Below are 22,190 nucleotides of genomic sequence, written 5' to 3'. Positions count from 1 at the left end.
ACATTGGCGTACACTGTTCTTAACATTGAAAACACGGTTATAGATGTCTGGAACGAGATTGAATTAGTAAATAAGAGATAGCGTTCGACTTTTTTTGTGATATGGAAACGATGGAGCAGTCGTGATCAATCTTACGTGAGTTTGCTAAGACGAATGGAGGTAGTTTGTTCGCAATCAAACGATTATTAGAGGATGAGGTCTTTCGTGAACAACGGGCGGAGGAATTGCGAAGAGACGGGCAAGTGCGGACTGCTTACTTTTTGGATAAATTTGCAACTGAATTCGGAACAGACGCAAATGGGAATCCGAAAATTGTGCGTGACGGTCAAAAGGCGCTTGATGGCAAGGCTGGCGCGATACTAAATCGGCTTGACGAAATGCTAGGTGACGATACCTTATTTCGTATATTTGCGCATTTGATCAACCGGATATGTATTTAGGTTCCCAAAAAAACCCTCTATAGAGGGCAGAATCCTTAATATAATGGTTGTTGGTTTTGGCAGGGTGGAAATCCATTAATATCTTGAATCATATAAAAGTCATATTGCTTTAATGCGAATTGTGACTGGTATAAATATTCAATCACAAGGAGCTTTTCGCCAGATACACCACATAGAACACCTGAAGTTCCTTGTCCATTTGATAATGAAATACCTATAGGTTGACCTATCAAGTATCTAATTTTATTTTGCCATGGCATTTTTTATCACTCCTTTCCTTCAAAAGCATTGTATGTTTTTGAAGAAACTGAGTGCATGTATAGATTAATAAAGGAATTATTGTGTTTAATAGAAAAAAAGAAAGAGTCGTTTACTCTTCCTTTATACCAGGGTTTACATTATCTAATTTAGTTGATATTTCTTTTAGAATCCTGTTCCTCTCTTTTTGTGCGTTTATTAGACTAACACAAAACCAAATCGCGAAACCTATAATAGCTAAATAAATTAATAAAGGAATAATTGCAAAGAATGCCATATTATCCATCATGTTTACATGACCGCCTTTTTGTATGATTTCCTGATTATAACATGTTTATGGTTTTTTATGGATTGAGATTCAAATTATTATGTTTAGTAGAAAGAAGGGATCCGAAATGGCGATACCAAGAATATTGCATTACCTGGGTAGTAAATGGAGTATGGCCAGTTGGATTATCAGCGGTTTTTTATCATAATTCCATCTCCTTTTTAATATTACTAAAGTTCCGTTTATGGACATTATGAAAGTTAGTACTATATAACAACCGCCTCTTAATGAGACGGTTGTTTTTTTGAAGGGGCTTATTTTTATCTTATTCTAAATTATCGATTGCGTATTGCGCTTCTTCCTCAGTAAATTTTTCCCCGTATTCCGAAATCAACTGATCGTAAATAGCTGAATCAGACATGTCCATAGTTTCTGCATATGATTGTGCTTTTTTCAATGCATTTTCTTTCCAATCGAATACAATGTTATCAATAGCGTATTGAGCGGCTTCTGGAGGGAAATTCTCTCCATACTCAGATGTTAATTGATCGTATATGCTAGCCTTTGACATTTGCATAGTTTTTGCGTAGGATTCTGCTTTCTTTAACGCTGATTTATGTTCCCTAGGAATACCGTCTTCTTTTGCCTTGGCTTCAGCTTCTTCTTTAGCTTTTGCTTCGGCAGCTGCTTTTTCTTCAGCTTCTTTTGCTTCTCGAGCAGCCTTCTCTTCAGGAGTTTCTTTATTTGCCTCTTCCTCTTCTGGCTGTACGGCTGTTTCAACATCTTCTTGCATAGGTTCTTCTTTTACAGATTCTTCTTCATCTATATTTGCCCCGATTGAACCAATGATTAATACAACAATGACCCAAAACCACCATTTTTTAATGAGTGGCTTCTTCTTCTTTTCTTTCATGTAACTTCCCCCTTACACATTCTAATTCCACATACAAGTTTACAAAAGGTGTGAAAATAATACTAGGAATTCGACAAAACTAGACAATTGTTAATTTTAGTCATAAATCAGCCATCCCGGCCCTACCTTTATATCATCAAGGTAGGAGGGAGGATGGGCGATTGAGTAATAACAAAGTTAAAAAGACCGTTTCCTTAAATAAAACTAATCCCAATGATTTAAAAATTATTCAGAAGGTTAATCAAGATGGTTTCAACTTTAATGAATGGGCAAGGAAGGTCATGATTGAAGCTATAAGAAATGAGGAAAGAATGACCGTTCAAAGGACCGAAGCTTTCCATTAGCCCGATGATTAAGTGAGGGATGAATGTCGGTTGGCGGTAGCCAAAACACTATTATTATGATAGAATAAGAACAAACGTTCTTGATGGTGAGGTGAAATATTTGCTTGTGAACAAATCCTATAAGTTTCGTATCTATCCAAATAAGCAACAGATTGAACTAATTAATAAAACCATTGGCTGTTCAAGATTTGTGTTCAACTTCTTTCTCAGTAAACAAAAAGAAAAAGATGCTTACTGGTATATTTGTGAAGAATTGAAGCAGAATGGTCAACTTTCAACAAATAATTGGAAAGGGAACTACTTAAACAAATACGAAACGATAAAATCCCTGCCTGAATTAAAAAAGTATTACCCTTTCTTGAGAGAAGTAGATAGTATCGCCTTACAAAAATCTATTGAAAACCTAGCTGATTCCTATGATCGCTATTACAAAAAGCAAAATAAGCAGCCACGTTTTAAGTCCAAAAAGAACAAATTGCAGTCTTATACCACAAAGTATACAAATGGAAACATTGCTGTTGTTGAAAATAAGATTAAGTTACCGAAACTAGGAAACGTTCGATTTGCGAAAAGCCGTGAAGTTGAAGGTCGAATGATACGTGCAACCATTAGGCGAAATCCAACTAGCAAATATTTTATATCTTTAACAACCGAAGTAGAAGTAACAGAATGGCAGAAGACAAATTCTGCTGTTGGCATCGATGTCGGCATAAAAGACTTCGTTATCTTCTCCAATGGAACCATCTACTCTAATCCAAAGTTTTTCCGCACCCTAGAAGAAAAGTTAACAAGAGCACAACGAATCATGAGCAGACGGTCAATAGGTGGCTCGAACTGGCATAAAGCGAAAATGAAAGTAGCAGGTATTCATGAAAGAATATCGAATGCAAGAAAAGATTATCTCGACAAAATATCAACCGAAATCGTCAAAAACCACGACATAATCGGAATGGAAAATTTGTCGGTATCTCATATGCTTAAAAATGGGAATCTTTCCAAAGCAATCGTTGAAGTATCTTGGTCACAATTCAAAACGATGATTGAATATAAGGCGAAATGGTACGGAAAACAAGTGGTAACTGTGGCAAAAAACTTCGCTTCTAGTCAATTATGTTCTTGTTGTGGCTATAAAAATAAAGACGTTAAAAATCTTGGACTGCGTGAATGGCAATGCCCAGCGTGCCAAACACATCACAATCGAGATCGTAACGCAAGCTTAAATCTTAAAAATGAAGCCATAAGACTTCTAACTGTCGGAACGACAGGGATCGCCTAATCAATAACTAGTGGATACACTGGTGTTCTTAGGAATCTCCTACTTCAAATTTCGGTAGAAATTAAGTGGGGTAGTTCAAAAGACAATACTTCAAGTTAGATAGCTTCGCGCTATTATTGATACACATAGCAGTGTGGATAGTCTTAGGCAAACTCTGCGTGAACATCCGATTGATCTTTTTAAAGGAAAATTAGACTCCGCCTTTTATGAGAAACTTCTTAGAGTTGAAAAGATTCAATAACGAATTGGGCTTAAACCTGTATGGTATATGGGTGCATTTCAAAATCCGCAAATGCTTTATTTCAAATTATGTAGCGGCTTCTGCTGAAACTTTGAATCAAGCTACAAGGCTATCATAAGCATGAATCAATTTAAGAAGACTATTAAGGGTAAATGATCTTTTTCTTGGCTAAAATAAGAAAAAGAATTATACATAGTTCTACTCATGATGGAGGAATGAATATGAATTGCAAAATTAACCGCAATGCAGCAAAAGTACTAAATAATATGCTTAGCACCGAAGAGGCAAATGGAAAAGCCATTCGTGTATTCATAACGCATATGCATGGCGATCATGCCCATTATGATCTTAAGCTTGATACACCAACAGAACATGATGAAATCGTTAAAACAGATAAAGGTATTGATATTATCTTAGATAAGCGTGAAGAATTTTTAGATGGTGTTTGGATTAAATATTTTTACGTGCCTCAAGAAGGTTTTGAAATCACAAACCCATCTAAAGAATCACATGGGCATCATCACCATTGATGAGATTTAGTCACAAATTAATTTGAAATATTCCTTTTAATCGAATAAAAGATTCAAATGGTAGGGGTTTGTCCAAACAAATTATTTCGAAAAGAATAACATATTGGGAAAGATCTCCTCCTAAAGGTCTGTGGTCTACTTAAAGCCGTTCATCATATCCAGAGATGATGAACGGCTTTTTTTGTGTAAAAACTGGTTGGCCTAATTGTTTAAACAAGTCTTTATGTACGAAGGAATAACCAGTACAGTAGAATTTAACAGCTCGACATTTACCTAATTAGTGTGAGCAGATGCTTCTGAATGTTTTTTGTAGTTAATTCGGTCTAAATTTATGGTAGTATATATTAATAACTCCTATTACAGCATGAAATGAGGAAAAAGAATGAGAGTTACTATACGGAAAAAGTTGATTTTTGGTTTTTTATCTGTCCTTTTGTTATTCGCAATTGTCGCAGGTATTTCTAATGTTCAACTAAAAAGAGTGGATGATCAATATACTAGTCTATTAAATGAGAGGGTAAATCAGCTCATTCTTGTCAAAAACTTCAAAGAGGACCTGATGATTGAATCCAATGGGATTAGAGGGTATTTATTGACAGGTCAATCAACTAATTTAACTGATTATGATATGGCACGAAAAAGATTAATTCAGCAATTAGAAGAGTTGGAGAAGTCAACCAAAAATAAAGAGGCACACCTATTAATAGCTGAATTGAAAGATTTACATACTGAATTTGAAGGAATCACTGAAGCGGCAATAAAATATAAAATTATGGAAAATGAATCAGCTTATATGGAGCTTATTCAAACATCAGCAAAAGAAATTGGTGGTTCATTCAGTGAAAAAGCAGATGAACTTATAAAATATCAAGAAAATGAATTAGATAAAGATAGTCAGCGAACAAAGCAAACTACTTCATCTATACAGCTATTTGTCATCATTCTTAGTATTGTTACTATCGTTGTAGCAATGGCTATTGCGATTTTTATTAGTAGACTAATTACTGAACCTATTAAGATTGCATCTCAATCCATCGATCGAATTGCAAATGGAGAATTAAATGTAGATGAAATAAAAGTGAAAAATCGAGATGAAATTGGTTCCCTCATTCAGTCATTAAATAAAATGGTTAAGGATTTAAGAAATGTGGTGGGCCAAGTAAGGACGAGCTCCACACAGCTTGCTTCAAGCAGTGAAGAGCTGGCAGCTAGTGCTGAGCAAAGTACCCTTGCTTCGGAACAGGTTGCGCAGATTTCAAAAACTAATTCTGCAGGTATTGAAAAGCAGCTATTGAGCTTTAATGAAGTTGCGAATTCAGTAAGTGAAATGGTTGCAAACATACACGAGATTACTAAAAGTAGTGAAGAAATGTACACAGTGACAGAACAAGCAAGTACTTTAACAATAAGCGGGGAACAAACAGTTGAAAATGTAGTGCATCAGATGAACGAGATTAGCTTATCAGTCAAACATGCATCAAGCTCAATCCAGCAGCTGGAAGCTCGTTCGAATGAAATTAGTGATATTATTAGCATCATTACCAATATTACAGAACAAACGAATCTTTTGGCTTTAAATGCAGCAATTGAAGCAGCTAGAGCTGGCGAACATGGAAAAGGCTTCGCAGTTGTTGCTGATGAAGTGCGAAAGCTTGCCGAACAATCTAAAAGATCTGCCGAGCAGATTCATCGCATGATTGGGATGATCCAGAAAGAGACAGATCAAGCAGTCCATGCAATGGAAGTTGGTAATAAGCAAGTAATCATGGGACTTGAAGATACGAAAGAGGCTAGGATTGCCTTTACAAATATCGCTCAGACAATAGGCCGTGTAACAGGGAAAGTTGGAAATGTAACAACTTTACTTGAGAAATTGTCAATCTTATCCGACCAAATCAATGTGGTTATTCAAGAAGTGAAAGACATTTCCGAGAAAAGCGTGACGGCCATTGAAGAATCCTCCGCTGCAACTGAGGAGCAATTGGCAACAATGGAAGAGGTTACAGCCTCATCCACATCACTTGCGAGGCTTGCTGAGGAAATGCAATCAGTAGTTTCAAGGTTTAAGTTATAAGATTAAAAGAGAAATTACAATCCCATAAATAATGACAAAAAAGGACTAGTTTTTTTGCTAGTCCTTTTTTGTTCGAAGATATTGTTTAATCACCATTCTTCTTTTTCTTCCCCTCTTTCCCTAAAAATGTTTGCTTTAGCATTTGATGTCCTAATACAGCTACTCCTGCAGCAACAATTCCGTTAATTACTCCTGTAAAGGAAAGGCCAAATGCGATACTCCCAACAATGACTGAGACAAGAAGAATGATCCAAATGATCATCCAATCAGGAATGATTGGCGTTTGTTTCAATGCGAACCCGAGCACCCATAAAGCTGGAACGAGCATAAGATAATTTTCGTTCAGATAAGCAAGTAAATCCATATTCCACACCTCCTTCGCTTGTCTTCTACTATCATATGAAAAAATTAACTATCGGCTTGTTTTTCTATCCATATAAAAATTAGTAAATCTATTTATTTTTAAATTCAACCATGTCCTTTTCTTTCACTTTTATATATATAGAGGGTGAAGGGAGGTGAGAAAATGGCACAAGCATTAATGATTGATACAAAGATTCGTCTTAGCTTCGAAGCAGGTTTAAATGAGAAAGGAGAACCAATTTACAAATCGAAAACGATTGGAAATGTAAAGAAAACAGCAAGTGCTGATCAAATTTATCAAGTAACTCAAGCACTTGCATCCTTAAGCAATGACCCACTTGCAACTGTAGTAAGGAACGACAGCTTTGATATCGTTGGGTAAAAGTATAGTGTGATTAAGGGGCGAAAATAGTAAAAACTATATTGCAAGGAGGTGAGTTTGATGGCTAAATCTCTAGAATTAGCATTTTTAACTGAAACAGGTAAGATATCTCGTCTGTCTATTGATAATCCGAAGGAACCGGTAGAAGTAGCTACTGTAAAACTGGCAATGGAACAAATTATTTCCGCAAATATCATTCAAACAAATAATGGGGATCTTGTGACGGCAGAAGGGGCAAGGCTAGTTGAACGAAATGTAACCGAATACGAATGGGCGTAATGAAAGAAGGAGCGGTTTGTAAATGTGGACCGCTTCTTTCTTAATAAGTAGACTATGTTAGCGTTTGTTGTTGATTAAAATCCAATTATAAAAGAAAGGGGTTTGGGAGGATGGAAGAATTCATCCCATTAATTAGTGAAGTTGGGTTTCCAGTCGTTGTCACGCTTTTTTTACTGCACCGAATCGAGGCCAAACTAGATGTTGTGGTTACTTCAATTCAAAGTCTTCCAGAACGATTAAAAGAGTAATAGATAGCTTTGTAGAGCTGTTTTGGATTGACTTTATTTTCTAATAGTGTTAAATTTAAATCAGCCATTAAGCATCGAATTATATTTTTGCAAGCTGATTTTTCCAGAGAATACTATTGTTTGGATAAGGAATGGAGTAAAAGCTATAATCGTGGTGAATGGTGAATTAACACATGGCTTCTTATTGCCAATAGGAGGATTTTTCACATGAAAAACGGTAAAGTTAAATGGTTTAATGCTGAAAAAGGTTTTGGATTCATCGAAGCTGAAGATGGTAACGATGTATTCGTACATTACTCTGCAATCCAAACAGAAGGTTTCAAATCATTAGAAGAAGGTCAAGAAGTATCTTTCGAAGTTGTTGAAGGAGCTCGTGGACCACAAGCTGCTAACGTAAATAAACTATAATTGATCAACCAATAATTGAAACAGTCCTGTCATTTTGGCAGGACTGTTTTTTGTACGTTTGCATTTTTTCTTTCTAAGGTTAGAACCACTTCAATCTACTAATTTTGATATAATGATAGATAGCGAAGATATGATAATGAAGCAAGGAGATGTGGAAGAATTGAAATTTATTCATACAGCTGACTGGCACTTAGGAAAGCTTGTTCATGGTCTATATATGACAGAAGATCAACGCTACTTTCTTAATAAATTCGTTGAATTAGTTGAGGAAGAGAAGCCAGATGCGGTTGTCATTGCAGGAGACTTGTATGATCGTTCGGTCCCGCCAACTGATGCGGTCGAACTACTTAATGAAATCCTCTTTAGAATCAATGTAGAATTAAAGATACCTATCGTTGCCATTGGAGGCAACCATGATAGTGCTGAAAGATTATCATTCGGAAGTTCGTGGTATAAGCAAAGCCAATTCTATTTATCTGGGAAGTTAGAGCGAGAAATCCGTCCCATACAAATAAATGGGGTGAACTTCTATCTTGCTCCATATGCTGAGCCAGGAATGGTACGTCACCTTCTAAACAATGAAACCATTCATACACATCAAGAGGCAATGAAAGCGATGATTGGCAGAATAGAAGACACATTGAATCCAAATGAGCCTAATGTGTTTGTTGGACATGCCTTTGTCCTTGGAGGGAAAACGAGTGATTCCGAGCGAACCCTATCTGTTGGAGGCTCAGGCTGTGTAGGGGTGGAACTTTTTGAACCATTCTCGTATACCGCATTAGGCCATTTGCATAGTCCAGATTCCATTAAACATCCTAAAGTCCGCTATTCAGGCTCCCTCTTAAAATACTCCTTTTCAGAAGCCAAGCAAGAGAAATCGATTTCAATTATTGAAATGAAAGACAATGGTCAATTTGATTTACGTATTCGTTCTATTGCTCCAAAGAATGATATGCGGGAGATTGAAGGACATCTGGATGAATTAATGGATCCTAGCTTTTATGAAAAGCAAAATGTAACTGACTACTTGAAAATTATTCTACATGATGAAGGGGCATTAATAGATCCTATTAACAAGCTTCGGCAAATTTATCCGAATGTACTTCACCTCGAACGGAAAATAGCCATTACAGATATGAAGAAAAAGCATTCATTTTCCTCAGCAAAGGAAGACAAGAAGTCCGAGCTTGAGCTGTTTAAGCAATTTTACGAGGAAATGACTACCTCGGAATTTACAGATGAAAAAAAGGCAGTTATGACTGAAGTAATTGAAAAAACATTGAAGGAGGAGGCGAAAAAATGAGACCGTTAAAATTAACCATGCAAGCCTTCGGTCCGTATGCTGGATGTGAAGAGATTGATTTTACGAAGCTGGGCAATCGGACAATGTTTGTGATTTCAGGAAAAACTGGCTCAGGTAAAACGACTATTTTTGACGGAATCAGCTACGCGATTTATGGCAAGGCAAGCGGAGAAGATCGAAACGGACCAGATCTTAGAAGCCAATTTGCCAAAGATGAAACAGGCACAGAAGTATCTCTTGAATTTATTTTAAGGAATAAAACTTATTTCATCACGAGATCTCCTCAGCAAGATAAGAAAAAGGCGCGTGGAGATGGGTTTACAACAATTGGAGCAAAAGCAGAATTATACCTATATGACTTAGATGGCAACAAACAGCTTCTTGCTTCAAATGTCCGTGATGTCGATGAAAAAGTGAAAGAAATTATGATTATTGATAGTAATCAATTTAGACAGATCCTGATGATCCCTCAAGGAGAGTTCAGAAAGCTGCTAACTTCAGAAAGTAAAGACAAGGAAGTCATTCTTCAGCGCCTCTTTCATACACAAGTATACAAACGAATTGAGGAGAAGCTAAAGGAAGATGCAGTGGATCTCAAAAAAACAGTTGAAAAGCAAATAGAGAATCGAAACCAAGCAATTCAGAATATCCATGCTCAATATAATGAGGAGTTAAAAGGTTATTTGGATGTTGGGAGTATGAATGATCATCTTATTATGCCCTTTCTACAATCTGAAATCAGCCAAATGTCAGATGAACTTGCTAAACTTGCAGGCGGCTTAAAGGAAAAACAAGAACAAAGAAATATCCTTCAGCAAAAGCTATATGAAGCAGAAGCCATTATTAAACAGTTGAAAGCAAAGGAAGAATTGCAATTAAAAAAAGCAGCGCTTGAAAAGGAAAAGGAAAGATTTGACCAAATAGAAGGACAAATCAACCTCGCCCAAAAAGCGGCAGTCCTTGCCCAGCAGGAAGAGCTTTGTCATCATCTGAAAAAGGAGTGGGATGCAGCAAATGAGGAGCTTTCCTCTTTAAAAGAAAAAATATCATTCCTTTCTATTCAGCTGAAAGAACAGGAAGAAAGATGGGAGGCTGAAAAGAAGCGTGAACCAGAAAGAATAGCAATTGGTGAGAAAATAGGCTATTTGAATAATATGAAAGAAGACATCCAATCGTTTTCAAGTGTTCAAAAGGAAGTTCAGGAAATAAAAAGTCAGCTTGAGAAGAAGTCTATGCAAAAGGCAGTGATAGAAGAAGCGGAAAAAAAGACAGAAAAAGCTCTCCTTATGTTAAATGAGGAAAAGCAAGAGATCGAACGAAATCAGCTTAATATAATTGAAATTACGCATAGGCTGGAAAAATTGGCTGGAGAGATATCATACTTAAATAAATTCGAGGACCAGCAAGCTCGTTTGGATCAGACAGCTCTTCAATTTGAAAGAAAAAAAGAACTCTTGGCAAATGCAGTCGCTCGATTAGCTGATGCAAAAAGTGTGACTTTAGAGTTAGAAGAAAAGTGGCTGCATGGACAAGCAAGCTTGCTTGCAAACAAGCTTCATGAAGGGGATGCCTGCCCAGTATGCGGTTCTGAACATCATCCAAAGCTTGCTTCTTCTGGAGATGCTATTCCAAATGAACAAGATATTAAAACAGCCAAGCAACAATATGAAGAAATTGATAAGGAAAAAGCAAATGCTGAAAAGGCCTTTTATGAGGCTCAATCAATGATCGCCTCACTAAAGGAGTCAATAAATAATATTATAGGGGATATACAAAAACAACAGCCTAATTTATCTCCAGCCGATTTCCCGGTCTACAAAAATACGATCTTGTCTGAAAGGCAAGAGTTAACAGCAAAACATTCTGTATTAACTAAGAGTGTTGATCGGCTTTCAGGTTGTTTAATTGAATTAAAGCAAGTAGAACAAGAAAAAGAAAGATGTTCCTCTGAGCTTCAAATCATGAATGAGCAGATGAATGAAGCGATGATTCTTTACACGGAAAAAAGAACGAACTTGAAAAGAATGATGGAAAATATCCCTGAGGAGATTAGGTCTATTAAAGTCTTTGAAGAACAAGTGCAACAAGCAATCAAACAACAGGCGGAGCTTCTAAATAGACTAGAAGAAGCACAGCAAATGTATCAAAATAGAAAAGAGATATACCTCGCAGAAATGGCAAAATGTGAAACAATCGAAAAGAGTTCGAAAAAAATCAATCTACAGCTTATTAAAGAAAGAGAAGCATTTGTATTTCGGATGAATGCCCAAGGCTTTGCAACCTATGGGGAGTATAATGGAGCTAAGAAATCCGAACAAGAAATTAAGCGGCTTGAGAAGGCATTTATTGATTATCGTGAAGAAGTTCGATCAGTGAATGATCGCTACAATGAATTGGACAAGCTTCTAGAAAATCTGGAAAAGCCAGATATGGACAAGCTTAATGCCGCATTCACAGAGATAACAGCACAAATTAGCCTGCTTCAGGATGAATATACAAATCTTTTTATTAAAAAAAGAGATAATGAAGAAATAATGACTAAGATTAATCGTATCAATGAAGATGTAAAGTTGCTTGAAGAGAAATACAAAGTCATTGGTCATCTCTATGAGATTGCTAAGGGTCAAAATACGTACCGTGTTACATTTGAAAGATTCGTCTTAGCTGCTTTTCTTGATGATATCTTGAGGGAAGCAAACGGCAGGCTAAATAGAATGACGAGCGGAAGGTATGAGCTTCTTAGAAAAACAGACCGCTCAAAAGGAAATGTTCAGAGCGGATTAGAATTGCTTGTCTTTGATCAATATACGGGTCAAGATAGACATGTAAAAACTTTATCTGGCGGAGAGAGTTTTAAAGCTGCACTAGCACTTGCTTTAGGCTTAGCGGATGTTGTTCAACAATATGCTGGAGGTGTTTCACTTGAGACCATGTTTATTGATGAAGGATTCGGCACACTTGATCCCGAATCGCTAGATCAAGCAGTTGAAGCTTTAATTGACATCCAAAGCAGCGGAAGACTTGTCGGGATTATTTCACATGTTCCTGAATTAAAAGAAAGAATAGACGCACGGCTTGAAGTCATTGCCGATCAAACGGGCAGTAGGACTGAATTTCAATTTTTGGCATAAATATTTGATAAATTGAAAAGGGTAGGATTCTTTTGATTCTATCCTTTTTTTTACAGAAATAAGAAAAATAAAGAAGGGGTTTATAGTATGAACAATTTGTTTGGGCATAAATATGACCTTTTTCCTTTTGAAATTTTCTCTATGCCACATTTCCTGATGATTACGGCTTGTATTAGTGGTGTGCTTCTCCTCTATTATTTTCGAGACCACTTTAGAAAGTATGACAAGGCAACAAGAAGTTTTATGTTTATCATTCTATTTGGTTTAGAAACAATGTACCATCTTTGGCTTTGGAAAGACGGCTATTGGGATGTTTCGTTTACCCTTCCTCTTCAGCTCTGTTCCCTTAGTCTTATTTTATGTTTAATTCTATTAGTGACAAAATCTCAACTTATTTTTCAAATTGTATACTTTATAGGAGTTGTTGGTGCTTTTATGGCGATAATCACTCCTGAATTATTTCTTGGCTTCCCACATTTTCGTTATTTTCAATTTTTCATCACACATATATTTATCATTTGGACTTGTCTTTATTTTGTGTTCATTCATCATTATAAGGCCACAAAAAAAGGGTTATTCGCTTCTTTTTTATTTTTAAATGCAAGTGCTGCCCTTGCATTTATAGCAAATAAGCTGACAGGCGGGAATTATATGTTTCTAGCTCATAAGCCATCAAATGGTTCCTTATTGGATTGTTTTGGTCCATACCCTTATTACATATTAATCTTAGAAGGGGTAGCACTCTTTTTCTTTTTCCTATTGCTTATTCCATTTCTTGTGAAAGACAAAGTAAAAAAGAAATTAAATGATAATTGATTGGTATTCTTGAATAATTCTCGTTTTCACGATAATGTGAGAGATATAAGGAAAAACAAGTATGAAAGTGTACAGGAGTAGGTGGCATCAATGAAAAGATATTTTACAATTGGAATGGCAGGGCATATTGATCACGGAAAAACTTCGCTTACTAAAGCATTAACAAATGTTGATACAGATCGTTTGAAGGAAGAGAAGGAGCGGCAAATTTCGATCGAGCTTGGGTTTGCGCCATTATACGAGGACGCTGAAATTCAAATTTCAGTTGTGGATGTCCCAGGACACGAACGATTTATTAGACAAATGATTGCTGGTGTGGCTGGAATTGATCTAGTTGTACTAGTTGTCGCAGCAGATGAAGGAGTGATGCCACAAACTCGGGAGCACTTGCATATTCTAGGCTTGTTAGGCATCCGCAATGGAATTGTGGCAATCACAAAAGTAGATCGCGTAGAAGAAGAATTTATCGATCTAGTGAAGGAAGATATTTTAGAAGAATTGAAGGGAACGGTATTTGAGAACTCCTCTTTTATGCTTGTAGATAGCCTATCATTAAAAGGGATAGATGATCTGAAAAATCTTATCATAAATACACTGAAGGTACAGGAAACAAGAGATGTAAGGGGTGCTTTTCGACTTCCCATTGATCAGGTTTTTACCATTAAAGGGCAGGGGACCGTTGTTCGAGGAACAGTCTATGAAGGTTCGGTTGAAGAAGGGCAAACTTTAATGGTTATGCCGAAGGGAATAGAGACTCGTGCAAGGCAGCTCCAGGTCCACCATCTTCCAGCGAAAAGTGCATATGCTGGGCAGAGGACAGCAATCAATATATCCGGGATTGCGAAGGAAGATATACAAAGGGGAGATGTCCTAGTATCTTCCGAACATTTTATTGTTACGCGAACAATAGATGTCTCATTAAGAGTGGTTGAAGATTTAGATTATATTGTGAAGCAGAGAATGCCAATTAAATGCCATATCGGAACAGCAGAAGTGATGGGACGAATCGTCTTTTTTGATCGAAATGAATTAAAAGACGAAGATAATGAGATTCTTTGCCAGATTCGATTAGAAGAGGAAGTTGTCACGAAGCGAGGTGACCGTTTTATTTTGAGACGACCTAGTCCCATCGAAACAATTGGCGGCGGATGGGTCATTAATCCAAGTGGAGAAAAATACCGTTTTGGACATCAAACGGTTGAAGAATTGGCGAAGAAAAAAGAGGGTACTCCCAAAGAAAGAGCCATTGCCGCATTATTTGAAGTAAAAAGCTTAACTTTTATAGAATTACTAACGAGAACTTCGCTTGATGAAACAGAATTAAAGGGAGTTTTAAATGAAGACTCTGTGTTCCTTCATTATAATGCGAAGGAGTACACACTTCTATCTTTAACAGCTCTAATTGAAGAGGAAATGTATGATCGCATAAAGGATTTTCATAATGAGAATGAGATGAGACCAGGTATAAATAAAGCAGAGCTCATCCAAATGATGCTAAAGGTTTACCCGAAGCAGCTCCTTGAATTTGTTCTGGAAAATGGGATAGAAACTACGGTTTTTGGAAAAAGAGAGCAATACATACATCTAAAAGATTTCACCCCCCATATCCCTGTCAACTGGCAAAAAAGAATGGAAGGCATGCTTGCAGATTTAAAAAGAGATGGTCTAAAGGTTAAATATTTAAGTGACTACTTTACAAAAGCAGGAATACCAAATCAATTGGTGCCTGATATCATAAGGTTTTTAGAAGATGAAAAAGAAATTGTTCCCCTTGATGATCAATACTTTTGGCATAGTGAGCACTTTAGACATGCCGTCGAGCGTTTGAAAAGCGAAACAGGTACAGAGTTTGAAGTTGGGGATGCAAAAGTAGTTTTAGATCTTTCACGCAAATACATGATTCCGTTTTTGGAACGATTGGATGCGCTGGGTTTAACAAGAAGAGTAGATAATAAAAGGGTTTGGAAGGATAAATAGTAGGTAAATGTAGAAGCTGATTCCGTTATCAGCTTCGTTTTTTTTATTTAAAAAAAGGTGGATCAAATTAGTTGAATAAGCCTCATTAGACAGACAACATTTACATACTAAATTGTGAGAAGATTCGCATCAATTTTTTTATAATATTTTTCTTGCATTCTTTACAATTGAAAGAAAATTAGGTGAAAATACCTATAAAACATTGGAGAATAATTACAAATAATCTAATATTAGTGAATAGATGTTGGAATTACCTCCGACTCCATTTTTTACAGATAGGTATTTAGAACATTCTCTACTAAAATAAGGGTATCAAAGAATTTTAAGGAGTGGACACCATGAAAAAACAACTACTTATGATGACGGCAACTGCAGGGTTACTTTTTACAACATTTCAAGGAAATGCAAGCGCTCACGAAAGTACTTATCAGGTACGGGCAGGAGATTCGTTATGGAAAGTTTCACAAGCTAATAATCTATCAATTAATCAATTGATCGAATGGAATCAATTATCTACTACTGAGATCTATCCCGGTCAAACATTGAGTCTACTAGCACCACATAGTCATGACCAGGTAAGTGAAGATACATATACTGTACAATCAGGCGATATTTTATGGGGAATTGCAAAGAAGTTCAATCTTTCTATTGAGAAGTTGAAAAGTTTAAATGGATTAACAACGGATACTATCTATCCTGGACAAAAATTAGTTGTGAAAAATGGCCAGGTACAAGATGCTGCTAATTCATCAAGTACATATACTGTCCAAAACGGTGATACGCTTTGGATCATTGCAACTCGCCATAATTTATTGATTTCTCAATTAAAAACATTGAATAATTTAAGTTCAGATACTATTTATATTGGACAGGTCTTAAAGATTACTAGTTCTTCTTCTAGTCCTGCTGTTTCAAAGATTGATGCACTTGTTGCAGAAGCAAAAAAATATATTGGTGTACCATATGTATGGGGTGGAAGTACTCCAGCAGCATTTGACTGCAGTGGCTATTTGAATTATGTATACAACAATGTTGGCATTTCTATTCCAAGGACTGTTGCAACGATTTGGGATGCAACAAAACAAGTTTCAACACCAAAAGTGGGGGATATTGTATTCTTTAATACAAGCTCAGGTCCTTCACATGCAGGGATTTATCTAGGAAGCAATCAATTTATTCATTCTGGGTCATCAACAGGTGTAACGATTAGCGATATGAGTCTATCTTATTGGAAGACTCGTTATCTTGGGGCGAGAACAGCTTTATAATATATCAGGATTGTAGGGAAGCTTGAATTTTAAAGAATAAAGGTTGGATAAAAGGGGTATTTGTTAAAATTATAAATTAATATTCTGATAGAATAGTATTCTTGAATTTTAAAAAGGGCTGTCCAATAGTTGGAAAATAGACTTATGGACAGCCTTTTTTACTTATTTATTGTGATTCTTTAACAAGTTTAAGCAATTTGGTGGATAGACCACACGATTCCTTCATCCCCAGTGCCTCCAAGATCTAGGGCTACTGTCAGGCCATCTGCTTCATAGAATAACCCGATTGTATCTCCAGCAGTTAACTCTACGTCCCCTGATAACGTAACTGTGCCATTACCCAGAATTGCTCTTAAAGTTAGAACTAATGCAACGTTTACATTTAAAATTGGGAATAACCCTGTGATTAAATCTGTAGTAGTTGGCGTTATTCGGCGAACGACAAATGCTGGATTAATACCAGCCCCCAGGGCTATAGTAATTGCCGCTGTTGTTTGGTAGTTGATGGTAGCAGAAATCGTATATCTTCCTGTTGTAGGAACAGTGAAAGTTCCAGAAGCTTCATCAAAAGTTGGACTATCGTAATACGGATCTGTTACTGTCCAAGTACCAATCTGCGTAGAAGCATCTACTCCAGGTGCAGAGGTAAAGGCTGAGAAACCTTCAGCGGCAAAAGGTGCTCCCGTAGGACCAGCCGCGCCAGTCGGACCAGCCGCGCCAGTCGGACCAGCCGCGCCAGTCGGACCAGCCGCGCCAGTCGGACCAGCTGCGCCAGTCGGACCAGCCGCGCCAGTCGGACCAGCCGCGCCAGTCGGACCAGCTGCGCCAGTCGGACCAGCTGCGCCAGTCGGACCAGCTGCGCCAGTCGGACCAGCTGCGCCAGTCGGACCAGCTGCGCCAGTCGGACCAGCTGCGCCAGTCGGACCAGCTGCGCCAGTCGGACCAGCCGCGCCAGTCGGACCAGCTGCGCCAGTCGGACCAGCTGCGCCAGTCGGACCAGCTGCGCCAGTCGGACCAGCTGCGCCAGTCGGACCAGCCGCGCCAGTCGGACCAGCTGCGCCAGTCGGACCAGCCGCGCCAGTCGGACCAGCTGCGCCTGTAGCCCCAGCTGGCCCAGTAGCTCCAGCTGGCCCAGTAGCTCCAGCTGGCCCAGTAGCTCCAGCTGGCCCAGTAGCTCCAGCCGGTCCTGTAGCTCCAGCTGGTCCAGTAGGTCCGGGCGGTCCAGTAGGTCCAGGGATGGTATTCACTACATAGGAATAACCACTTCTAGTAACTCCCCTAGATGGGCAAAGGGAATTTCCATTTGGATAGCAGACTACCTCCGGGTAACACCCCTTTGGTCGATGATAATTATTAATTCTTCTCATTTATTATTAACCTCCTTTCTACTTACAAATTATGCAACTTGTCCTTAAAGGCAACGGCATCTGTTTACATTGTAATAAAATGATGAATTCGTATAATGTTTGCTTACTGCTCATAAGCAAGACGCCTAATATGACTCATCGAATACTTTCTATTACTATAAAAACAGCGAAGAAGAACGGGGTGGGATGGTTGGTATTCTTGCTGAGCTATTAGATGTGTATAAGAAATCTATGCAATAATTAAAAGGTTTTCCTTACCTTTGATCACTAATTAAAGCATCACTATTGTTTGAAGCTAAATCAACTAATGGATCATAAGGGGGTCCTGATTGCGTTCCTACCAATAATGCAATGTCAACAGCATTTTCTGGACTACCCCACGAGTTACCTGAAAGAGTAAATATTCCTCCATCAATAACAAATCCCCTCGTATTATAAACAACGTTATTTACGATAAATCCTGTAGTGTTCGGATTTATATAAGCGGGTTGGCGGAGAGAATAAAAAATATTATCCTGCACTAATAAATTGTCCATATTTCCCGCCTGAGTTACAAAACCACGATTTACTACCCAGTCTGTTGAGGGTCCAGCTTGTGGCGGTCCAAAAATGACATTATCAATAATTTTGTGGTTTGTTCCGCCTATCTGTATAAACTCTGTTGGATATGGGGTATCACTAGTCATTGTTAATCCTTCAACCGTTACTCCATTTCCAAGGACAAGAAGAGGAATTACTGAAGCTTGTAATTCAATAACAGTACCTGGGTAGCCTCTTAAAGTAACTCCCATCTTATTAATAGTTATGGTTGATGTAATTGGGTAATTTCCTGCCAAAATATGAACAGTTCCTGTTGGAGATACAGCTGTTACTCCTTCTTGTATAGTTCCAAACGGATTTGCTTGTGAACCATCACCGCCTACTGCACCTCCTTGAACATATACATTAAATGGATTTGGTTCAACTGTACCAGTTGGCCCTGTAGCACCCACCGGTCCAGTAGCACCCACCGGCCCTGTAGCACCCGCCGGCCCTGTAACTCCCGCCGGTCCCGTAGCACCCGGTGGCCCTGTTGGCCCGACTGGTCCACCCGCTGGTCCTGTAGCACCCGCTGGTCCTGTAGCACCCGCTGGTCCTGTAGCACCCGCTGGTCCTGTAGCACCCGCTGGTCCTGTAGCACCCGCTGGTCCTGTAGCACCCGCTGGTCCTGTAGCACCCGCTGGTCCTGTAGCACCCGCTGGTCCTGTAGCACCCGCTGGTCCTGTAGCACCCGCTGGTCCTGTAGCACCCGCTGGTCCTGTAGCACCCGCTGGTCCTGTAGCACCCGCTGGTCCTGTAGCACCCGCTGGTCCTGTAGCACCCGCTGGTCCTGTAGCACCCGCTGGTCCTGTAGCACCCGCTGATCCTGTAGCACCCGGTGGCCCTGTGGCACCCGCTGGTCCCGTAGCACCTGTTGGTCCCGTAACACCTGTTGGTCCCGTAGCACCCGCTGATCCCGTGGCACCCGCTGGTCCCGTAGCACCTGCTGGTCCCGTAGCACCCGTTGGTCCCGTAACACCTGTTGGTCCCGTAACACCCGCTGATCCCGTGGCACCCGCTGGTCCCGTAGCACCCGTTGGTCCCGTAACACCTGTTGGTCCCGTAACACCCGCCGGTCCTGTAGCACCCGTCGGCCCTGTAGCACCCGCTGGTCCTGTAGCACCCGCTGATCCCGTAACACCTGCTGGTCCTGTGGCACCCGCTGGTCCCGTAGCACCTGTTGGTCCCGTAACACCTATTGGTCCCGTAACACCTGTTGGTCCTGTAGCACCCGCTGGTCCCGTAGCACCCGCCGGTCCCGTAGCACCCGCTGGTCCCGTAGCACCCGCCGGCCCCGTGGCACCAGTTGGTCCAGTTGGCCCAGGAATAGTGTTTACCACGTAAGAGTACCCATTTCTAGTAACGCCTCTATTTGGACAAAGGGAATTTCCATTAGGATAGCAAACTACTTCTGGGAAACATCCACGTGGACGTTGATAATTATTAATTCTTTTCATTAATTATTAACCTCCTTTCTATTTCCATATATATTCAACTTGTCCTTTTAAGTAACGGCTTCTATATATATCAGAAATAAATAATATATATATGCTTATTAAGAGGCTAAGGACAACATGAAAAAGCTCTCTGAAGATTAAATTTCAGAGAGCATTGAAAAAGGTCATATTTATGACTATTTAAAATTTATGTTTGACATAGGGTACGAGTTATTTTTTGTCGGTCTCTTTTGATTCGAAATTATCCTTGAAGGGCTGCCGCTTGAATATATTTTAGAACCGCATCCGCATCCACTTTTTTTTAATGGTATCATTGGAGTATACTGAATTCTATTCTTGTTCATTCTATTCACCTCACATTAAGATATGCAATTATTTTATGAAAATGAGGGAAAAAGGATTGTACATTTATGGATATATTTAAGACACAAATCCAGCACAAGCCGCCTATCCTACAGACTACCTCTGTCCAAGAGGTGAGTCATGGATTTCTGATTAACTTTTGAGTTTATTAACAAGATCTACTATTTCTTTATGAGATTCCCTATTTTTCGCTAGTGTTTCTTCAATAATTGAGATAACCTCTGCCAAATCTCCATGAGAAGTGTGTGATTCCAAATCTTTTTGATTAGGCTTCAATAACATCAATAACAATGTATAAATAATAAAATTGTTATTTTCAATATTAATTATAGTATTTCCATTATCCGTTTCTATCAGTTCTTTTTTACTAGCTAGATTTTCCTCTATCTTTTTCTTCACAAATGATTCAATCCAATTTTTGATCTCTCCTTTTTCTGAATCTAACATTGGCAATCATCTCCTTTTCACCAACTAACATTTATTGAATTATGAGAAGGGAGTCCTTCCTTTATCTCTTGAAAGTAAATAAAACCTTCTATTAAAATATGTTTTCCTTGATTAGACGAAAAATTCAGTTGAAACTGATTGAACTCAAGGGTTTCCCCAGGCTGTAGTTGTTTAGTGGAAATTGGCTTTAGCCAATATTCTCTCATAGGATCTCCATCCTCCTGATCCACTCGTTCCCAAGCAAAGTGAATATTTTTTTCTTTTGATTTTGGATGCTTAAATTTACCAGAAAAATCAAATGATTCATCAGTAAAGATTTTTATAAGAATAATAGGGGAAGAAAGCGGATTATTAGAATAATTACATATTGTGAAACTACCTAATATAAAATGTTTGTCCTTTTCACTTTTAGCTAGAGCGATTGAATGATTAAAATAAGAAAAGATGCTGTCATTGTATTTTCTTTGGACATTTTCTAAAGATCGTTTTAACGTTTTATAAAATGTTGATTGCTCATTTGCTAACAGTTGTATTTTGGTTTTTAAATCATTTAATTGGTTCTCTGACATATAAATGTCACCTACCTTATTAATGGGCTATATTCAACACACAATGAACATCTTGGATTAATAAAACATAATAAAAGAGAGGATAGGATTATCCTCTCTTTAACTATATGCTCCATTATTCGTTATTATTAGCAATCGTTTCCTGGAAATAGCACTGGGCATTGTGGAGGAATTGTTGGGCTGCCACATTGATCAGCTGCTAAGAGATCCCTTGGCTGACAGAAATCTGCAGTAAGCTCTAAAGTTACATCTGCAACTGCTTGAACACTTTGGCAAATATTTAGAGAAAGATCAACACTTGTTAGTACTCCTGCCGTACAGTTTACTCGATTACTGCATTCTACATTTGAAATTCTAACAATAAGTCTTGTTCCATCTGGTGCACATAGGAATACGGATTCAGGGATATCGATTGTGATAGGCACTGAAGTACCGAAAAATGGAGTTGTTCCTGCGATTCCACTGAATTCTACAACTACATTTATTGTCTTAATGAATGTTACTCTTTGAAGCGTTACTAATGCTCCATGAATAATAAATTGACGATCTTCTCTTTCGCCAATTTCAACTGCGGCAATTTCAGCATTTGGTGGTAGTGGATCTCCAGCTGCATCTACTAAATAACATCTTGTTATTAAATTAGTTACAGATGGATCACATGGATTAAAGCCTGGAGGTAAGCCAAGACTTGCTGCAAGTACGTTTTGATTAATTGCATTTTGTAGCATGACCCAATCGTATACCTTCTCCGCATTAATACAAAGCAGTTCTTGACTCCCTTGTGGATCTAGATGATTCATAAAAAATCTCTCCCTTTATTAAATTTATTACTCAATTACAAAATATGTAATAAAGGTAGTACTGCTATAGGACAATCAACTATTTA

At 38.4% G+C, this 22,190-nt stretch carries 23 protein-coding genes; 15 read left to right on the top strand and 8 right to left on the bottom strand.

The genetic code is table 11. The features are described from left to right. Positions 1-164: 164 nt before the first annotated feature. A complete protein-coding gene (locus ACFYKT_RS01595; protein WP_389214471.1) occupies positions 165-440 on the top strand; it encodes a hypothetical protein in 276 nt (91 codons plus the stop codon). Positions 441-475: 35 nt separating this feature from the next. Here the strand turns inward: ACFYKT_RS01595 and ACFYKT_RS01590 are convergent, their stop codons facing one another. Both ACFYKT_RS01590 and ACFYKT_RS01585 read right to left on the bottom strand, forming a co-directional pair. After that, positions 476-700 carry a hypothetical protein gene (locus ACFYKT_RS01590; protein WP_389214468.1) on the bottom strand — a complete coding sequence of 75 codons (225 nt, stop codon included), beginning with the start codon at positions 698-700 and terminating at the stop codon, positions 476-478. 591 nt (positions 701-1,291) lie between these two features. Next, entirely contained in the window at positions 1,292-1,879 is a 588-nt protein-coding gene (locus ACFYKT_RS01585) for an Ltp family lipoprotein (RefSeq protein WP_389214465.1), read from the bottom strand. Positions 1,880-2,040: 161 nt separating this feature from the next. On the opposite strand from ACFYKT_RS01585, the gene ACFYKT_RS01580 reads away from it, so the two are divergent. The 5 genes from ACFYKT_RS01580 to ACFYKT_RS01560 all read left to right on the top strand — a co-directional run bounded on the left by ACFYKT_RS01580 (position 2,041) and on the right by ACFYKT_RS01560 (position 6,344). Continuing rightward, positions 2,041-2,223: a hypothetical protein gene (locus ACFYKT_RS01580; RefSeq protein WP_389214462.1), complete on the top strand. Its 183-nt coding sequence runs from the start codon at positions 2,041-2,043 to the stop codon at positions 2,221-2,223. 100 nt (positions 2,224-2,323) lie between these two features. After that, on the top strand, positions 2,324-3,499 hold the full coding sequence (gene tnpB, locus ACFYKT_RS01575) for an IS200/IS605 family element RNA-guided endonuclease TnpB (protein WP_389214459.1): 1,176 nt from the start codon (positions 2,324-2,326) through the stop codon (positions 3,497-3,499). 112 nt (positions 3,500-3,611) lie between these two features. Continuing rightward, on the top strand, positions 3,612-3,740 hold the full coding sequence (locus ACFYKT_RS01570) for a hypothetical protein (RefSeq protein WP_389215381.1): 129 nt from the start codon (positions 3,612-3,614) through the stop codon (positions 3,738-3,740). 221 nt (positions 3,741-3,961) lie between these two features. Continuing rightward, complete coding sequence (locus ACFYKT_RS01565) at positions 3,962-4,270, top strand: iron-sulfur cluster assembly accessory protein (RefSeq protein WP_389214457.1); 309 nt, start codon at positions 3,962-3,964, stop codon at positions 4,268-4,270. Between the two features lie 382 nt (positions 4,271-4,652). After that, the gene (locus ACFYKT_RS01560; RefSeq protein ID WP_389214454.1) at positions 4,653-6,344 is read left to right on the top strand and encodes a methyl-accepting chemotaxis protein; all 1,692 of its coding nucleotides are present in this window, start codon (positions 4,653-4,655) and stop codon (positions 6,342-6,344) included. 85 nt (positions 6,345-6,429) lie between these two features. On the opposite strand, the gene ACFYKT_RS01555 is transcribed toward ACFYKT_RS01560, so the two are convergent. Continuing rightward, positions 6,430-6,708, bottom strand: coding sequence for a phage holin family protein (locus tag ACFYKT_RS01555; protein ID WP_389214451.1), 279 nt, complete (start codon positions 6,706-6,708; stop codon positions 6,430-6,432). 162 nt (positions 6,709-6,870) lie between these two features. Between ACFYKT_RS01555 and ACFYKT_RS01550 the strand changes: the two genes are divergently transcribed. From ACFYKT_RS01550 to ACFYKT_RS01510, 9 genes are all read left to right on the top strand, one after another. Continuing rightward, positions 6,871-7,089, top strand: a complete 219-nt coding sequence (locus ACFYKT_RS01550) for a DUF1659 domain-containing protein (RefSeq protein ID WP_389214448.1) — start codon at positions 6,871-6,873, stop codon at positions 7,087-7,089. 60 nt (positions 7,090-7,149) lie between these two features. Then, on the top strand, positions 7,150-7,368 hold the full coding sequence (locus tag ACFYKT_RS01545; RefSeq protein WP_389214444.1) for a DUF2922 domain-containing protein: 219 nt from the start codon (positions 7,150-7,152) through the stop codon (positions 7,366-7,368). A 110-nt stretch (positions 7,369-7,478) separates the two neighbouring features. Next, positions 7,479-7,616 (top strand): YvrJ family protein, encoded by a 138-nt coding sequence (locus ACFYKT_RS01540; RefSeq protein WP_102275753.1) that lies wholly within the window; start codon positions 7,479-7,481, stop codon positions 7,614-7,616. A gap of 207 nt (positions 7,617-7,823) precedes the next feature. Continuing rightward, a complete protein-coding gene (locus ACFYKT_RS01535; RefSeq protein WP_389214440.1) occupies positions 7,824-8,024 on the top strand; it encodes a cold-shock protein in 201 nt (66 codons plus the stop codon). Between the two features lie 160 nt (positions 8,025-8,184). Further along, complete coding sequence (locus ACFYKT_RS01530) at positions 8,185-9,330, top strand: exonuclease SbcCD subunit D (RefSeq protein WP_389215378.1); 1,146 nt, start codon at positions 8,185-8,187, stop codon at positions 9,328-9,330. Beyond that, on the top strand, positions 9,327-12,461 hold the full coding sequence (locus ACFYKT_RS01525; protein WP_389214437.1) for an AAA family ATPase: 3,135 nt from the start codon (positions 9,327-9,329) through the stop codon (positions 12,459-12,461). Before ACFYKT_RS01530 ends, ACFYKT_RS01525 begins: the two co-directional genes overlap by 4 nt. Before the next feature lie 87 nt (positions 12,462-12,548). After that, positions 12,549-13,277, top strand: a complete 729-nt coding sequence (locus ACFYKT_RS01520; protein ID WP_389214434.1) for a YwaF family protein — start codon at positions 12,549-12,551, stop codon at positions 13,275-13,277. A 90-nt stretch (positions 13,278-13,367) separates the two neighbouring features. Then, on the top strand, positions 13,368-15,254 hold the full coding sequence (gene selB / locus ACFYKT_RS01515) for a selenocysteine-specific translation elongation factor (protein WP_389214431.1): 1,887 nt from the start codon (positions 13,368-13,370) through the stop codon (positions 15,252-15,254). A 338-nt stretch (positions 15,255-15,592) separates the two neighbouring features. Next, a complete protein-coding gene (locus ACFYKT_RS01510) occupies positions 15,593-16,522 on the top strand; it encodes a C40 family peptidase (protein WP_389214428.1) in 930 nt (309 codons plus the stop codon). A gap of 188 nt (positions 16,523-16,710) precedes the next feature. Here ACFYKT_RS01510 and ACFYKT_RS01505 read toward each other — a convergent pair whose 3' ends face one another. From ACFYKT_RS01505 to ACFYKT_RS01485, 5 genes are all read right to left on the bottom strand, one after another. Continuing rightward, positions 16,711-17,889 carry a collagen-like protein gene (locus ACFYKT_RS01505; RefSeq protein ID WP_389214426.1) on the bottom strand — a complete coding sequence of 393 codons (1,179 nt, stop codon included), beginning with the start codon at positions 17,887-17,889 and terminating at the stop codon, positions 16,711-16,713. Between the two features lie 254 nt (positions 17,890-18,143). After that, complete coding sequence (locus tag ACFYKT_RS01500) at positions 18,144-19,925, bottom strand: collagen-like triple helix repeat-containing protein (RefSeq protein ID WP_389214423.1); 1,782 nt, start codon at positions 19,923-19,925, stop codon at positions 18,144-18,146. A gap of 495 nt (positions 19,926-20,420) precedes the next feature. Beyond that, on the bottom strand, positions 20,421-20,735 hold the full coding sequence (locus tag ACFYKT_RS01495; protein WP_389214420.1) for a hypothetical protein: 315 nt from the start codon (positions 20,733-20,735) through the stop codon (positions 20,421-20,423). A 17-nt stretch (positions 20,736-20,752) separates the two neighbouring features. Further along, positions 20,753-21,304, bottom strand: a complete 552-nt coding sequence (locus ACFYKT_RS01490; RefSeq protein WP_389214417.1) for a hypothetical protein — start codon at positions 21,302-21,304, stop codon at positions 20,753-20,755. A gap of 128 nt (positions 21,305-21,432) precedes the next feature. Further along, entirely contained in the window at positions 21,433-22,104 is a 672-nt protein-coding gene (locus ACFYKT_RS01485; protein ID WP_389214414.1) for a BMQ_0737 family morphogenetic spore coat protein, read from the bottom strand. Positions 22,105-22,190 lie beyond the last annotated feature (86 nt).

The sequence above is a fragment of the Cytobacillus mangrovibacter genome (assembly GCF_042865275.1).
Classification (GTDB): domain Bacteria; phylum Bacillota; class Bacilli; order Bacillales; family Cytobacillaceae; genus Cytobacillus; species Cytobacillus mangrovibacter.
This window is presented reverse-complemented; position numbering and strand designations above follow the sequence as displayed.